The organism is Streptomyces sp. NPDC006512 (assembly GCF_040611935.1).
Lineage (GTDB): Bacteria > Actinomycetota > Actinomycetes > Streptomycetales > Streptomycetaceae > Streptomyces.
Genome location: NZ_JBEXPG010000065.1, coordinates 16331 through 31971, shown reverse-complemented (window position 1 = coordinate 31971; position 15641 = coordinate 16331). Strand labels below are relative to the sequence as shown.

The window sequence follows — 15641 nt, the reverse complement described above, 5'->3', positions numbered from 1 at the left end:
GTACGGATCTCGTACGGGGCCCTCGTCACGGCTTAGAGTGGCGGGCGACCGCCCAGCCGTCTGAGATCTGAGGAACACGTGCGCCGACTTGCCGGCCTTCTTGTCGTACCGATGCTGCTGCTCACGGCGGCCTGCGGGGAAGACAGTGGCTCCGACTCCGCCGAGAACACGAACGGGGTGCCCGCGATCACGAAGGGCGCCAAGTTCGGTGAGACCCCCACCCTCGCCCAGGGCAAGGGCACGCCTCCCAAGGAACTGAAGGTGGCGGTCATCAGCGAGGGCAAGGGCCCGGTGCTGAAGAAGGGCGACATCGCCCAGGTCAACTACTCCGGCCAGGTGTGGGACGGCAAGGAGCCGTTCGACGCCAGCTTCGGCAAGGGCAAGACCTTCGACGTGAACATCGGCGCCGGCGCCGTCATCAAGGGCTGGGACCAGGGCCTGGAGGGCCAGAAGGTCGGCAGCCGCGTCGAGCTGGTGATCCCCCCGGAGCTCGGTTACGGGGCCCAGGGCTCCGGTGAGAAGATCAAGCCGAACGCGACGCTGGTCTTCGTCGTCGACATCGTCAAGGGCGCCTCCGTCCCGGCCTCGGCCACGGGCAAGGAAGTCGCGCAGGACAACAAGGACCTGCCCAAGGTCGGCACCAACACGGACGGCAAGGAAGTCTCCGTGACCGTCCCGAAGGACGTCGCCGAGCCCGGCAAGCTGGTCTCGAACTACGTGATCGAGGGCGACGGCCCGGTCGTCAAGGACACCGACAGCGTCGTCGTCAAGTTCAACGGCAAGACCTGGAAGGACGACAAGTCCTTCGAAAGCACGTACGCCACGGACTCCACGGTCACCTGGCCGATGTCCGAGCTCTCGGTCAAGGGTCTGAAGGACGGCCTGGTCGGCAAGAAGACCGGCAGCCGCATCCTGCTGGTCATCCCGCCGGACCAGGGCTTCGGTGACAAGGAGCAGGGCACCATCCCGGCCAAGTCCACGCTCGTCTTCAGCCTCGACATCCTCGCGGTGATGTAAGACTGTTCCGGTTGACCGTTTCGTACGTATGAGGAGAAGTTCCGTGAGCCAGCAGCTCGAGAAGCCCGAGATCGACTTCCCCGAGGGCGACGCGCCCAAGGACCTCGTGATCGAGGACATCGTGGTGGGCGACGGCGCCGAGGCCAAGGCCGGCGACCAGGTTTCCGTGCACTACGTGGGCGTGGCCTTCTCCACCGGCGAGGAGTTCGACGCCTCCTGGAACCGCGGCTCCGCCCTCCAGTTCCCGCTCGGTGCCGGCCGCGTCATCGCCGGCTGGGACCAGGGCGTCCAGGGCATGAAGGTCGGCGGCCGCCGCAAGCTGACGATCCCCGCGCACCTCGCCTACGGCGACCGCGGCGCGGGCAGCGCCATCGCCCCGGGCGAGACGCTCATCTTCGTCTGCGACCTGGTCAAGGTCGGCTGATCCGGGCCACCGCGATCCGCAGAGGGGCCCCCGCCGTCAGGCGGGGGCCCTCGCTTTTGTCCGGGACCGCCGGGACGGTACGGTCGGCGGTCACGAGTGTGTGCACAGAACGGGGGGAAGGCGTCGATGGCGATTGCCAAGGCCGAGCGGCTGATGAATCTGGCGCTGTGTCTGCTGGGGACCCGACGTCCGCTCAGCAAGCGCGAGCTGCGCGGCTCCATCGAGGCCTACCTCGAAGCGGGCAACGACGAGTCCTTCAACCGCATGTTCGAGAGGGACAAGGACGACCTGCGCGAACTCGGCCTCGTCATCGAGACGGTGGAGAACATCGAGGGCGAAACCGGCTACCTGGCCCGCCGGGACAGCAACCGCCTGCCCCCCGTCTCCCTCGACGCCGAGGAGGCGGCCGCCCTCGGGCTCGCGGCCAAGGTCTGGCAGCAGGCCCGCCTCGCGGGCGCGGCCAGCGGCGCCCTGCAGAAACTGCGCGCCGGCGGCATGCCGGAGGCCGGTGACCCGTACGAGGGCCAGCACAGCGCCATCGAACCGCGCATCCCCGTGCACGAGGCGGCGTTCGAGCCGCTGATGCTCGCCTGCCGGGACCGGCGGCCCGTGGTCTTCGAGTACCGCAAGTCCAACGCCGCCCGCCCCGAGCCCCGCCAGGTGGAGCCGTGGGCGCTGGAGTGCTGGCGCGGCCACTGGTACCTGGCCGGCTTCGACCGCGACCGCGGCGCGGAGCGGGTGTTCCGGCTGTCCCGGATCACCGGCAAGGTCCGCTCCCGGGCCGGGAAGTACACCGCCGAGGTGCCCGACGTGGTGACCGTACGGGAGACCGTGGCGAGCTGGGCCGGGGAGGGCGCCGAACGCTCGGCGCTGATCCGGCTGCGCGCCGGGGCCGGTTACCCGCTGCGGGCCAAGGCCACCGCCGTCCGCGAGGGCGCGGACGGCTGGGACGAGCTGGAGATCCCCTACGGGCACGGGCTCGACGCCTGGCTCGTGGAATTCGGCCCGGACGTCGTCGTGGTGGAGCCCGCGGACCTGCGCGCCGACGTCGTGGACCGGCTGCGCGCCGTCGCCCAGGGCTGACCGGAACATCCGTAGCAACGCCCTGAGGGGGAGACGTACCAGCATGGCTGCCAACGCCATCGACCAGACCCGCCGGATGCTGTCCCTGGTGACCTACCTGCGCGAGCGCCCCGGGGCGCACGTCGCCGACGTCGCCCGCGCGTTCGGGATCACCGAGGACGAGCTCATCTCGGACCTCGACGTGCTGCCCATGTGCGGGACCAGCTTCCGCGGCGGGGACCTGCTCGACATCGACACCGACGGCGAGCGCATCTGGTGGCGCAACCCCGACGCCTCCGGGGAGTCCACCGCCGAGCCGCTGCGCCTGGCCGCGGACGAGGCGACGGCGCTGCTCGTCGCCGCCCGCGCCGTGTCCACCCTGCCGGGGCTGCGCGAGAGCGACCGCGACGCGCTGCTGCGGGCCACCGCGAAGCTGGAGGCCGCCGCCGGCGAGGTGGCGGGCGCCAGCTCCCGGCTCTCGGTGACCTTCGAGTCGGAGGGCGGGGTCTTCGCCGACGTCGACCGGGCCATCGCCGAACGCCGCCGGCTGTGGCTGCGCTACTACTCGCCCGCGCGGGACGAGCTGACCGAGCGGACCGTCGACCCGATCCGCCTCTTCGCCGTCGGCCACACCTACCTGGAGGGGTGGTGCCACCTCTCGGAGGCCCGGCGCACCTTCCGCCTCGACCGCGTGGCCGAGATCCGGCTGCTCGACGAGCGTTCCGAGCCGCCCGCGATCGAGCCCCGGGACCTGTCGGTGGGGCTGGTCCAGCCCGCCGCCGAGGACCCGGAAGTGGTCGTCGAGGTCGGCCCCGGCGGCCGCTGGGTCGCCGAGTACTACCCGCACGACAGCGCCGAGGAGCAGACCGACGGCGGCCTGCGGATCACCCTGCGCAGCCCCGACCCGGCCTCCCTGCGCCGCCTCGCGCTGCGCCTGGGACGGGACGGGCGGATCGTGTCGCCGCCGGAGCTCGCGCAGAGCGCGCGCAAGGCCGCGGCGGAGGCGCTCGCGGGGTACGGGGAACAGGTCTAGGGGGAGCGGGCAGCGATGGCGGCAACATCTGGGCCCCGGGCGGGCCGGACCTCCGGTGCGCCGGACCCGGCGGCGGGCGCCGCGGCCGGGCCGGTCACCTTCAAGGCCGCCTGCCCCGAGTGCCGGGCGGGCTTCGAGCTCGCGGCCGGCGCCCTGCGGCTGGCCATCGGCGGCAGCCGGCGGACCACCTTCTACTCCTTCACCTGTCCCGAGTGCGCCGCCCAGGTCCGCAAACCGGCCGGTGAGCGCATCGTGGAGCTGCTGACCGGCGGCGGCGTGAGCACTCTGCGCAGCATCTGAGGCAGGGGATAGGCTCTTGCCCATGCTGTGGCCGATGCTCGCAATTGCCCTGGGCTTCCTCGGGGTCGCCGTCCTCTCCGTCCTGGCCGTCCGGGTCTTCGTCGAGGTACGGCGGCTCTCCGGTCAGGTGGCCGAGGCCAGCCGCCGGATCACCGAGGCCTCGGGCGACCTGGAGCGGGCCGCGTCCGACCTGGCCAGGGCGGGCGGGGCCGCCCGCACGTAGGCGGGCGCGCGCGGGGAGCCCGTACGACCGAGGCCGCACGCCCATGGAAAAGGCCGGGCCGGACCCGTACCGTCTAAGCCGCGCACCAGCGCGGGTACCCCTGGGGATTGCCGGGCGTTAACCCTCGGGGGTTACGATCGATGTCAGAGCGGCACCGGATCTTGGTCCGGAGGCCGCCAGGCCACCACAACCAGCCGTTTCGGTGAGAAGGAAGACACACATGATCGGCAATCTGAAGCCCCTTGAGATCCTTCTGATCATCGCTGTCATCGTGCTGCTGTTCGGCGCCAAGAAGCTCCCCGAGATGGCCCGGTCCCTGGGCAAGTCGGCCCGCATCCTCAAGAGCGAGGCCAAGGCCATGAAGAAGGACGGCGAGGCCGAGGACCAGGCCGCGTCCGCCCCGGTCGCCGACCAGGCCCCCCAGCAGCCCGTGGCCCCGCGCACCATCCAGGCCGCCCCCGGTGACGTCACCAGCGCCCGTCCCGTCAGCGAGCCCAACCACACCTCCAAGGGCTGACACCCGGCGGTCACCGCCGTCACGCCAGTCATCTGCAACGAGACAAGGGACGTGGGTTGCTCAAGTCTGCCCGCAAGCAGGAGAAAGCGGACAAGGACGCCGAAGGGCGGATGCCTCTTGTCGAGCACCTGCGTGAGCTGAGAAACCGTCTGCTGAAGTCGGTCCTGGCGATCCTCGTGATCACCGTGGTGGCGGCCTTCTTCTACAAGGACCTCATCGACTTCATGCTGAAGCCGATGCTGGACTCCGTCGGCTGCACCGACGGCGTCGTCTCGCAGCGCAACGGCCGCCCCTGCGCCGACATGACCGTCAACGGCCTCATCGCGCCGTTCTCGATCGCCCTCAAGGTCTCGCTCGCCGCCGGTGTGGTGCTCTCCGCTCCGGTGTGGCTCTACCAGCTGTGGGCGTTCACCGCCCCCGGCCTGCACGGCCACGAGAAGAAGTACGCGATGAGCTTCGTCGCGATCGGCGCGCCCCTGTTCGGCGCCGGTGCCGTCCTCGCGTACAAGATCCTCCCGCAGACCGCCACGATCCTGCTCGAATTCACCCCCGATCACGCGCGCAACCTGCTGCCGGTCGACGACTACCTCGACCTGGTCACGCGCATGGTCGTCGTCTTCGGCCTGGCCTTCGAGCTGCCGCTGCTGCTGATCCTGCTGAACTTCACCGGTGTGCTGACCGGCAAGCGGCTGGCGAGCTGGTGGCGCGCCATGGTCCTCGGCATCACCGTCTTCGCCGCCTTCGCGACCCCCACCGGTGACCCGCTCACCATGCTGTCGCTGGCCGCCCCGATCGTGGCCCTCTACTTCATCGCGCTCGGCGTCTGCCTCGTCAACGACCGCCGCCGCGCCCGCAACAACCCCGACGCGGGCCTCGACGACGACGAAGCCGCCCCGCTGGACCTGACCCCGGCGCCGATCGGCGCGATGGAGCCGGTCGCCGCCCCCTCCACGCTGCCCGAACAGGCCGACGGCGGGCGCCAGCGGATCAACGGTTACGACGACGCGACCTGACGGGTACATTCCGCAGGGTGACCGCTGAGATCACCCTCTTCGTCAATCCCACCGCGGGACGCGGCCGGGGCGCGCAGGCCGCGCAGCCGGCCGCCGCCGCGCTCCGGGCGGCCGGATACGCCGTACGGACCGTCGTCGGAACCGACGCCGCCGACGCGCTCGCCCGGCTGCGCACGGCCGTCCGCGGCGGCACCGGAGCGGTGATCGCGGTCGGCGGCGACGGGCTGGTCTCCCTCGCGCTCCAGGCCCTGGCCGGCACGGACGTCCCCCTCGGCGTGGTCGCCGCCGGCACCGGCAACGACTTCGCCCGCGCGCTGGGACTGCCCGTACGGCAACCCGCGCGGGCCGGGCGGCTGGCCGCCGGAGCCCTCAAGGAGGGCCGGATCCGCGAGGTCGACCTCGGCCGCGCCCACGGCGCCTTCTACGGGACCGTCCTGTGCTCCGGCTTCGACTCCCGGGTCAACGACCGCGGCAACCGGATGCGGCTGCCGCTCGGCCGCTTCCGCTACGACCTGGCCATCGCCCTGGAACTGGCCGCCTTCCGGCCCGTGCCCTACCGGATCACCCTCGACGACGGGCCGCCCGTCGAGACCGAGGCCGCCCTGGTGGCCGTCGGCAACGGATCCTCGTACGGCGGCGGGATGCGCATCTGCGCGGACGCCGTCCCCGACGACGGGCTCTTCGACGTCACGGTCGTCGGGGACTGCACCCGCACGACCCTCCTGCGGGTGTTCCCGCAGGTCTACAAGGGCACGCACCTCGGCCACCCGGCGGTGACGGTCCACCGGGCCGCCAAGGTCACCCTGGAGGCGCCCGGGCTCACCGCCTACGCGGACGGCGAACCGCTCGGAGCCCTGCCGGTGACCGCCGAGTGCGTCCCGGGAGCCCTGCGCCTGCTCACTTAAATGACCGCGACTGTTGTCGGAGGCGGCGGGTAGGCTCGATACCAAGATGACCGAAGAACTCTCCCCCGCCGAGCGGTACGCCGCTGCCCGGATCCGCGCCGCCGAAGAGGCCACCTCCCTGGCCCCCTTCCGCGAGATGTACGAATTCGACCTGGATCCGTACCAGGTCGAGGCCTGCAAGGCACTGGAGGCGGGCAAGGGCGTCCTCGTGGCCGCCCCGACCGGCTCGGGCAAGACGATCGTCGGCGAGTTCGCCGTGCACCTGGCCCTCCAGCAGGGCCGCAAGTGCTTCTACACGACGCCCATCAAGGCCCTGTCGAACCAGAAGTACGCCGACCTCGTCAAGCGCTACGGCGCCGACAAGGTGGGCCTGCTCACCGGCGACAACAGCGTCAACTCCGAGGCTCCCGTGGTCGTGATGACCACCGAGGTGCTCCGCAACATGCTCTACGCGGGCTCGCAGTCGCTGCGCGGCCTCGGCTACGTCGTGATGGACGAGGTGCACTACCTCTCCGACCGCTTCCGCGGCGCCGTCTGGGAGGAAGTGATCATCCACCTCCCCGAGTCGGTGACCCTCGTCTCGCTGTCCGCGACCGTCTCCAACGCCGAGGAGTTCGGCGACTGGCTCGACACCGTGCGCGGCGACACCGAGGTCATCGTCTCCGAGGAGCGGCCCGTACCGCTGTGGCAGCACGTCATGGCCGGCCGCCGGGTCTACGACCTCTTCGAGGAGGAGTCCGACCACGGAGGCCGCGGCTCCGCCCGCCGGGAGGTCAACCCCGACCTGCTGCGCATGGCCCGCGAGGAGAACAGCCGCACCTACAGCCCGAAGGACCGGCGGCGCGGCAAGATGGTCCGCGAGGCCGACCGCGAGCGCGAACGCCGCTCCCGCAGCCGGATCTGGACCCCCGGCCGCCCCGAGGTGATCGGACGCCTGGAGAACGACAACCTCCTCCCGGCCATCAACTTCATCTTCAGCCGGGCGGGCTGCGAGGCCGCCGTCCAGCAGTGCCTGTACGCGGGCCTGCGCCTCAACGACGACTCGGCGCGCCTGAAGGTCCGTGAGATCGTCGAGGAGCGGACCGCCTCCATCCCCACGGAGGACCTGCACGTCCTCGGCTACTACGAGTGGCTCGAAGGCCTGGAGCGGGGCATCGCCGCGCACCACGCGGGCATGCTGCCCACCTTCAAGGAGGTCGTCGAGGAGCTCTTCGTCCGCGGCCTCGTCAAGGCCGTCTTCGCCACCGAGACCCTCGCGCTGGGCATCAACATGCCCGCGCGCACGGTCATCCTGGAGAAGCTCGTCAAGTGGAACGGCGAGCAGCACGCCGACATCACCCCCGGCGAGTACACGCAGCTGACCGGCCGGGCCGGGCGGCGCGGCATCGACGTCGAGGGCCACGCGGTGGTGCTGTGGCAGCGGGGCATGGACCCGGTGGCCCTGGCCGGCCTCGCGGGTACGCGCACGTATCCGCTGCGCTCCAGCTTCAAGCCCTCCTACAACATGGCCGTCAACCTGGTCAGCCAGTTCGGGCGGCACCGCTCGCGCGAGCTCCTGGAAACCTCCTTCGCGCAGTTCCAGGCCGACCGCTCCGTCGTCGGCATCTCCAAGCAGGTGCAGCGCAACGAGGAGGGCCTGGAGGGCTACCAGGAGGGCATGACCTGCCACCTCGGCGACTTCGAGGAGTACGCGCGGCTGCGCCGCGACCTCAAGGACCGCGAGACCGACCTGGCCAAGCAGGGCGCGGCGCAGCGCCGCGCGCAGGCCGCCGGTTCCCTGGAGCGGCTCAAGCCGGGCGACGTCATCCACGTGCCGACCGGCAAGTTCGCCGGGCTCGCCCTGGTCCTGGACCCGGGCGTGCCGGCCGGGCGGGTCAACGGGCACCGCGGGCACGAGTACACCGAAGGGCCGCGTCCGCTCGTCCTCACCGCCGAACGGCAGGTCAAGCGGCTCGCCGCGATCGACTTCCCGGTCCCGGTCGAGGCCATCGACCGGATGCGGATCCCCAAGACGTTCAACCCCCGTTCGCCGCAGTCCCGCCGGGACCTGGCCACCGCCCTGCGCACCAAGGCGGGCCACCACACGCCCGAACGGCACCGGCCCGGCCGGGCCGCGGCGGCGGACGACCGGGAGATCGCCCGGCTGCGGGCCGCACTGCGGGCCCACCCCTGCCACGGCTGCGACGAGCGCGAGGACCACGCCCGCTGGGCGGAGCGCTACCACCGGCTCAAGCGGGACACCCAGCAGCTGGAGCGGCGCATCGAGGGCCGGACGAACACCATCGCCCGCACCTTCGACCGGATCCACGCGCTGCTCACCGAGCTGGACTACCTGCGCGAGGACGAGGTCACCGTGCACGGCAAGCGGCTCGCCCGGCTCTACGGCGAGCTCGACCTGCTGGCGTCGGAGTGCCTGCGCGAGGGGGTCTGGGAGGGCCTGAACCCGGCCGAACTGGCCGCCTGCGTATCGGCGCTGGTCTTCGAATCGCGGCAGTCCGACGACGCGGTGGCACCGAAGGTGCCGAACGGCGCGGCGAAGGCGGCGCTGGGCGAGATGGTCCGCATCTGGGGCCGGCTCGACGCGCTGGAGGAGGAGCACCGCATCAACCAGGCGGAGGGCGTGGGCCAGCGGGAACCGGACCTCGGCTTCGCGTGGGCGGCGTACCAGTGGGCCTCCGACAAGAGCCTGGACGAGGTGCTGCGCGAGGCGGAGATGCCGGCCGGCGACTTCGTCCGCTGGTGCAAGCAGGTCATCGACGTCCTCGGGCAGATCGCGGCGGCCGCCCCGTCGTCCTCCGCCCCGCCGTCCTCGGCCGCTGGGAGCACGGTGGCGCGAAATGCCCGTAAGGCCGTGGACGCACTGCTTCGGGGTGTAGTGGCCTACAGCTCCGTCGGCTAGGCGCTTTTGGGGCTTCCTCCGAGACCCGGCCTGGCCGGATCTCATCTCTTGCCATGATCGATTCGCCGCGCGCTGTGCGACGATCGGCGTATGAGCGGGGGAACGGACGAAGGACCGAGACGGGTCGGTCGGCCACGCGCCGACCGGCTGAGACCGGACACCGGCCGGCCGCCGCGCGAGGAACTCCTCTGCGCGGCGGCCGAGCTGTTCACGGTGCGGGGATACGCGGCCACCACCACGCGGGCGGTGGCCGAACGGGCCGGGATGCGCCAGGCCACGATGTACCACTACTTCCGCGGCAAGGAGGAACTCCTCGCCGAACTGCTGGAGTCCACGGTCGCGCCCTCCCTGGCACTGTCCCGGCGGCTGCTCGCCGAGACCGGACGCCCGGCCGCGCGCCGGCTGTGGGAGCTGTGCCGCTCGGACGTCCTGCTGCTGTGCGGCGGGCCGCACGACCTGGGCGCCCTGTACCTCCTCCCCGAGCTGCGGGGGCCGCGCTTCGGGCAGTTCCGGCGGATGCGGGCCGAACTGCGCGACACCTACCGGGCCTTGCTGAAGGGGACCTCGGTCGGAGCCGAACTGGCCGGGGACAGGGCGGGGCTGACGCTGCGCAACGACCTCGTCTTCGGACTCATCGAGGGCGTCATGCTGATCCACCGCTCCGATCCGGCCCGCCCCGTGGCCGCCTTCGCGGAGGCCGCCGCGGACGCCGCGCTGCGGATCGCGGGCGTCTCGGAGCCGGCCTAGACCGTCTCTTCCGGCAACGGGCCGGTCTCCCAGCCGGGGCGGTCGTCCCAGGCCTGGAGGGTGAGGCCCGTTTCCAGCTGGTGGGACAGGCCCGTCACCGGGTCGGTGAAGGCGAGGGTCCGCGCCAGGAGCTGGAGCGGCCGGCGGTAGTCGGCCGGGTCGGCGGGCTCCGCGACCACCGGGTAGACCGGGTCGCCGAGGATGGGCAGCCCGAGGGCGTTCATGTGCACCCGCAGCTGGTGGGTGCGGCCGGTGCGCGGGGTGAGCCGGTAGCGGCCCAGGCCCTCGCGGACCGCGGTGAGTTCGACCAGGCTCTCCGCGTTGGGCTCCGCGCCGGGGACCTCGGCCGCCGCCATGACCCCGCGGACCTTCTCGATGTGGCTGCGGACCGTGCGGGGGAGTTCCACGGCCGGGTCGTGGACCGCGAGGGCCTCGTACTCCTTGCGCACCTGACGGTTCTGGAACAGCAGCTGATAGGCGCCGCGGTCCTCGGGCCGGATGCTGAACATCACCAGCCCGGCAGTCATCCGGTCCAGCCGGTGCGCCGGGCTCAGGGCGGGCAGGTCCAGTTCCTCGCGGAGCCGGGCCAGCGCGGTCTGGAAGACGTGGCTGCCGCGCGGGGTGGTCGCCAGGAAGTGCGGCTTGTCCACCACCAGCAGGTGCCCGTCCCGGTACACGACGCGGATCGGGAAGGGGACCCGCGGCTCGGGCGGCATGTCCCGGTGGAAGAAGATCCAGCCGCCCGGCTCGTACGGGTCCTCGGGGCGCAGCACCCGGCCGCCGGGTCCCAGGACCCGGCCCGCGGCGAGCAGCCGGGCCATCGACTCGGCGCCGCGGGTGCCGGCATAACGCTCGGCCAGGTAGCTGCCGAGGGCCGGCCACCTGCCCTCCGGGTCGGGGGGAAGCCGCAGCCGGACCGGGTCGATGCCGGAGAGCTGGGGCAGGGGCGAGGGCGGCACGTGGGATCTGCGGGTCATCAGGGACCAGGGTAGGCGGCTGCCTTCGGGTGAAGACGCGGAGCGTACGCATACCGTCCCGCCGGACCCCCGCGCCCGCCCTTCGGCTCCGCCGGTGGGCGGAGGTCCGCCCGGGTCTCGGCACGGGGGGCGTGGCCGGGGTTTCCCCGGTGGGGCCGCGGGCTCGGGGGCCGGGGCCGGTCCGGGGAAAGGTTCCCTCAGGGGCTCAGGGGCTCAGGGGCTCAGGGGCTCAGGCGGCGGCGCGGGTGGGGTGGAGGTCCTGTTCGGCTTCGACCGAGGCGTTCCAGTCGCGCTTGATCGCGCGCCAGCCCTCGTCCGTCTCGCCCTGGCGCCAGTAGCCCGAGATCGACAGGCGTTCCCGCGGGACGCCCCGGTCCAGGCGCAGGTGCCGGCGCAGTTCCTTCACGAAGCCCGCCTCGCCGTGGACGAACGCGTGCACGTCCCCCGAGGGGAAGTCGAGGCCGGTCACCGCCTCCACCAGGGCCTCGCCCACTGGACGGTCGCCGCGGTGCAGCCACACCGGTACCACCCCGTCGGGGGTGGCGACCTTCTGCTCGTCGGCCGGGCCGTCGATCTCCACGAAGGCGTGCACCCGCGCGCCCACCGGCATCCGCTCCATCGCGGCCGCGATCGCCGGCAGGGCGCTCTCGTCACCGGCCAGCAGGTGCCAGCCGGCCGTCGGGTCGGGCGCGTACGCACCACCGGGGCCGAGGAAGCGCACCGTCTCGCCGGGCTGCACCCGGGCCGCCCAGGGGCCGGCCAGGCCCTCGTCGCCGTGGACGACGAAGTCGAGGGTCAGCTCCTGGTGCGCCGGGTCCCAGGCGCGGACCGTGTAGGCGCGCTGGCGCGGCCAGAACTCCCGGTGGTGGGTGGCGCGGATCCGCTCCAGGTCCCAGGGTTCCGCGTACCGCACGCCCTCCGGTGCGAACAGGAGCTTCACGTAGTGGTCGGTGTGGACGCCCGCGCCGAAGCCGGACAGTCCGTCACCGCCCAGCACGATCCGGACCATGTGCGGCGTCAGCCGCTCGGTGCGTACGACCACTGCGGTGCCGACTGTGCGGGCGCGTCCTTCTGCCACGGCGTCTCCCTGGACTCCCCTGAAACTTAGGATTACCTAAGTTAGCACCTCATGGGAGCAGTGCGCTGCTCAGGCGCGAGATCGCTCCGCCCAGACCCCACCGATGGGCGAGCGCGTCGACCACCTGGGGCTGCGCCGGAACCCGTGGGAGAGCGGGGTCGAAGGCCGGAAGGGGTACGTCCGAGGCCACCTGGACGACCTTGGGGGCCACCGCCAGATACGGCCGGGATTCGTCCAGCCGCTTACGCTGTGTGGGGGTCAGCTTCGACTTCGGATCGTCGATCGCGGCGATGATCCCGGCCAGGTCACCGTACGCGTCCAGCAGCTTGGCGGCGGTCTTCTCGCCGACTCCGGGAACCCCCGGAAGGCCGTCGCTCGGGTCGCCGCGCAGCAGCGCCAGGTTCGCGTATCCGGGGCCGTCCACGCCGTACTTCTCGCGCAGCCAGGCCTCGTCCGTCACCTGGAGCGTGCCCACGCCCTTGAGCGGGTACAGCACGCGGCGCTGACGGGCGTCGTCCACCAGCTGGTACAGGTCCCGGTCGCCGGTGACGATGTCGACCGGGCCGGTCGCCCGGGCGGTGAGCGTACCGATCACGTCGTCCGCCTCGTACCCGGCGACGCCCACGCGGGCGATGCCGAAGGCGTCCAGCGCCGCCTCGATGATCGGCACCTGGGGGGCGAGGGTGTCCGGGGTCTCCTCCACGTCGGGCCCGGATTCCGTTTCCAGGGCGACCCGGTGCGCCTTGTAGGAGGGGATCAGTTCCACCCTCCAGTGGGGCCGCCAGTCGGCGTCCATGCAGGCCACCAGGTCGTCCGGGCGGTGGTCCTGGACCAGCCGGCCGATGAAGTCGAGGAGTCCGCGCACGGCGTTGACCGGGGTGCCGTCGGGGGCCTTCACGGAGTCCGGGACGCCGAAGTAGGCGCGGTAGTAGAGGGAGGCGGTGTCGAGGAGCATCAGGCGTCGTGTCGTCACGCAGACGATGATGCCGCACCGTGCGCACCGCCCCGCGGGTCACCCGGGGTGATCGTTTCGTCACTCCAACAGGTCGTCCGCCGCGCGCGTCCGCGATCTTTCCCGGAGGGTGTGATCACTGCCGGGAGGTCCTGCCCGCCCGGCCCCCGACGCGAGGAGTCCCGACGCCCGTCCCCGCCATCGAGACGGCCCCGCCGTCCCGTCATCCCGCCGTCGCCGACGGCGAATTGGCGGCCGGAACCGCCGGGTGGCCCCGCGCGCCGGCCCCCGGCAGGCGCGGCCCGTCCCGGTCGCCGGCCGCGCACCCCGTTCCTCCGCGTCGCCGCTCTTCCCCCGCCCCCCACCCAGGAGCCCTCATGGACGCCGCCCCGCCCTTCGGCCCCGCCCGCAGATCCGTCCTGGTGGCCGGAGCCGCCACCGCAGCCCTCACGGCGTGCCCCCGGGCCGCCGCGGCGGCCGTCCCCGCGGCCGCTCCGCCGGCGGCGCCCGCCGCCGTCCGCGCCGACGGGCGCGCGGCCGCCGCCGAACTGCCGCTGCGCGCCGACCGCGACAGCCAGGGCGACATCCTGGCCGGCTCCCGCAAGGACCACGCCTGCCTGCTGCTCCTGCACTTCCGCGGCGCGGCCATGGCCCGCCGCTGGCTCGGCCGGCTGCTGCCCGAGATCTCCACCACCGAGGAGATGGCCCGCTTCAACGCCGCCTTCAGCGCGGCCCGGGTGAAGTCCGGCGGCACCGACCCGGCCTCCCTGTCCGCGCTCTGGACGGGCCTGTCCCTCACCCACCCCGGGCTGCGCCTGCTCGCCGGGCGCGACCCCTTCCCGGCCCTGCCCGCCGGCGGCACCGCCGAGGCGTTCAGCCAGGGCGCCGCCCAGCGGGCCGAGGCCCTCGGGGACACCGGCGCCAGCGCCCCCGACTCCTGGCTGTTCGGCGCCGAGGAACCCGGACGCGCCGTCCACGCCGTCCTCAGCCTGGCCGCCGACGAACCGGACCGGCTCGCCGAAGCCGTGGCCCGCCACAGGGACGCCGTCAGAGCGGGTGGAGGCTCGGTCGTGTTCCGGCAGGACGGGGCGACCCTGACCGGAGCCCTGCGCGGGCACGAGCACTTCGGCTTCGCGGACGGGATGAGCCAGCCCGGCGTACGCGGCTTCGACGCCCCCGACCCGGCGAGTACGGCCACGGTCCTGGGGAAGCCCGGCACCCGGCTGGTGCCGGCCGGGGAGTTCCTCGTAGGGCAGGAGAAGGCGGGGCAGCGGCCCGCCGGGCTGCCGGCCTGGGCCACCGGAGGCTCCTTCCAGGTGGTCCGCCGGCTCGCGCAGGACGTCCCCGGGTGGTGGAAGCAGGCCGGGGAACTGGTGGCCGGACTGAAGAAGGCCGGGGCGGCGCCGCCCGAGGCGGACCCGACCTGGTTCGCCGCCCGCATGGTGGGCCGCTGGCCCGGCGGAACCCCCATCGCGGGCTGCCCGGCCGCCGAGCGGCCCGGTCCGCCCGGCCGGGACCCCGACGCTGACCTCGCGTACGCCGACGACCCGCAGGGCTGGCGCACCCCGCTCTTCGCGCACATCCGCAAGGGCAACCCGCGCGACGGCCTCGTCACCGTCCCCGGCCGGCCCCCGCTCGCCGCCGCCGAACTCGACGGGCGCCGCATCATCCGGCGCGGCATCCCCTTCGGCCCCGCCTACGATCCCGCCGCGAAGGAGGGCGAGGGCGGCCCGGACACCCCGCGCGGCCTGCTGTTCATCGGCTACCAGGCCGACCTGGTCCAGCAGTTCGAGTTCGTCGCCAAACGGTGGATCAACGACGCCGACTTCCCGCCCGGCCGCAACCCCCGCGTCGGCGCCGACCCCGTGCTCGGCCCCGACACCCCGGCCACCTTCGAGACCCCCGCGCAGAGCGGCAGCCGGGCGACCCCCCTGCACTTCGGCCGCTTCGTGCGCACCGAGGGCGCCCTCTACGCCTTCACCCCCTCCCTGCCCACCCTCCGCGCCCTCGTCGACGGCGACCTCGACGCCTCCGTCGAGGTCCACCCCGGCACCGTCCTGCGCGCCGGCGACGTCCTCGACGCGGGCGACGCCCGCCTGGCCTTCGGGGCCGACGGCGACCTCGTCCTGCTGGACCCCGAGGGCGGCCGCCCCTGGAGCGCGGGCACCGGCGGCGGCGGGCACGACGCCGTCTTCCGCGACGGGGAGCTGGCCGTGCGCGACGACGCCGCCCGGACGGTGTGGAGCAGCGGCACCGGCGGCCACCCCGGGGCCCGGCTGCTCGTCCGGCCGGAGGGTGACGTGGTGATCGTCGACGGCGACCGTGTGCTGTGGCGGGCCCCCGACGGCCACGCAGGGTGACCGAGGAGGCGCGGGACGTCGCCGGGGCGGGGTCCGGTCCGCTCTTGCACGCGAATCCGGGGGCGGTAGCTGCGTAAGGTGCTTACAGCACACCGATGTGCGCCGAGGACAGGGGAGGGCAGCCCCGACATGAA

At 73.1% G+C, this 15641-nt stretch carries 15 protein-coding genes; 12 read left to right on the top strand and 3 right to left on the bottom strand.

Going from position 1 to position 15641, the window contains the following annotated elements; translation table 11 throughout:
* Positions 1 to 78 precede the first annotated feature (78 nt).
* From ABZZ17_RS32945 to ABZZ17_RS32895, 11 genes are all read left to right on the top strand, one after another.
* Entirely contained in the window at positions 79 to 1017 is a 939-nt protein-coding gene (locus ABZZ17_RS32945) for an FKBP-type peptidyl-prolyl cis-trans isomerase (protein WP_356881668.1), read from the top strand.
* 28 nt (positions 1018 to 1045) lie between these two features.
* Positions 1046 to 1441 (top strand): FKBP-type peptidyl-prolyl cis-trans isomerase, encoded by a 396-nt coding sequence (locus ABZZ17_RS32940; protein ID WP_356881666.1) that lies wholly within the window; start codon positions 1046 to 1048, stop codon positions 1439 to 1441.
* Positions 1442 to 1567: 126 nt separating this feature from the next.
* On the top strand, positions 1568 to 2524 hold the full coding sequence (locus tag ABZZ17_RS32935) for a WYL domain-containing protein (protein ID WP_356881664.1): 957 nt from the start codon (positions 1568 to 1570) through the stop codon (positions 2522 to 2524).
* 43 nt (positions 2525 to 2567) lie between these two features.
* Entirely contained in the window at positions 2568 to 3536 is a 969-nt protein-coding gene (locus tag ABZZ17_RS32930) for a WYL domain-containing protein (protein WP_356881662.1), read from the top strand.
* 15 nt (positions 3537 to 3551) lie between these two features.
* Positions 3552 to 3836 carry a hypothetical protein gene (locus ABZZ17_RS32925; protein WP_356881660.1) on the top strand — a complete coding sequence of 95 codons (285 nt, stop codon included), beginning with the start codon at positions 3552 to 3554 and terminating at the stop codon, positions 3834 to 3836.
* A 22-nt stretch (positions 3837 to 3858) separates the two neighbouring features.
* On the top strand, positions 3859 to 4059 hold the full coding sequence (locus ABZZ17_RS32920; RefSeq protein ID WP_356881658.1) for a hypothetical protein: 201 nt from the start codon (positions 3859 to 3861) through the stop codon (positions 4057 to 4059).
* A gap of 220 nt (positions 4060 to 4279) precedes the next feature.
* Positions 4280 to 4576, top strand: coding sequence for a Sec-independent protein translocase subunit TatA (gene tatA, locus ABZZ17_RS32915; RefSeq protein WP_356881656.1), 297 nt, complete (start codon positions 4280 to 4282; stop codon positions 4574 to 4576).
* Positions 4577 to 4632: 56 nt separating this feature from the next.
* Positions 4633 to 5589, top strand: a complete 957-nt coding sequence (gene tatC / locus ABZZ17_RS32910; protein WP_356881654.1) for a twin-arginine translocase subunit TatC — start codon at positions 4633 to 4635, stop codon at positions 5587 to 5589.
* A gap of 17 nt (positions 5590 to 5606) precedes the next feature.
* Positions 5607 to 6494 carry a diacylglycerol kinase gene (locus tag ABZZ17_RS32905; protein ID WP_356881652.1) on the top strand — a complete coding sequence of 296 codons (888 nt, stop codon included), beginning with the start codon at positions 5607 to 5609 and terminating at the stop codon, positions 6492 to 6494.
* Positions 6495 to 6540: 46 nt separating this feature from the next.
* Entirely contained in the window at positions 6541 to 9393 is a 2853-nt protein-coding gene (locus tag ABZZ17_RS32900) for a DEAD/DEAH box helicase (protein ID WP_356881650.1), read from the top strand.
* A gap of 90 nt (positions 9394 to 9483) precedes the next feature.
* Positions 9484 to 10140 (top strand): helix-turn-helix domain-containing protein, encoded by a 657-nt coding sequence (locus ABZZ17_RS32895; RefSeq protein ID WP_356881648.1) that lies wholly within the window; start codon positions 9484 to 9486, stop codon positions 10138 to 10140.
* Here the strand turns inward: ABZZ17_RS32895 and ABZZ17_RS32890 are convergent.
* From ABZZ17_RS32890 to ABZZ17_RS32880, 3 genes are all read right to left on the bottom strand, one after another.
* The gene (locus ABZZ17_RS32890) at positions 10137 to 11117 is read right to left on the bottom strand and encodes a pseudouridine synthase (protein ID WP_356881646.1); all 981 of its coding nucleotides are present in this window, start codon (positions 11115 to 11117) and stop codon (positions 10137 to 10139) included. The genes ABZZ17_RS32895 and ABZZ17_RS32890 overlap by 4 nt on opposite strands.
* 229 nt (positions 11118 to 11346) lie before the next feature.
* A complete protein-coding gene (locus ABZZ17_RS32885) occupies positions 11347 to 12126 on the bottom strand; it encodes a siderophore-interacting protein (protein WP_356881701.1) in 780 nt (259 codons plus the stop codon).
* 118 nt (positions 12127 to 12244) lie between these two features.
* Positions 12245 to 13150, bottom strand: coding sequence for a 5'-3' exonuclease (locus ABZZ17_RS32880; RefSeq protein WP_356881699.1), 906 nt, complete (start codon positions 13148 to 13150; stop codon positions 12245 to 12247).
* Between the two features lie 374 nt (positions 13151 to 13524).
* Between ABZZ17_RS32880 and ABZZ17_RS32875 the strand changes: the two genes are divergently transcribed.
* Positions 13525 to 15507 (top strand): peroxidase, encoded by a 1983-nt coding sequence (locus tag ABZZ17_RS32875; RefSeq protein WP_356881644.1) that lies wholly within the window; start codon positions 13525 to 13527, stop codon positions 15505 to 15507.
* The last annotated feature ends 134 nt before the right edge of the window (positions 15508 to 15641 follow it).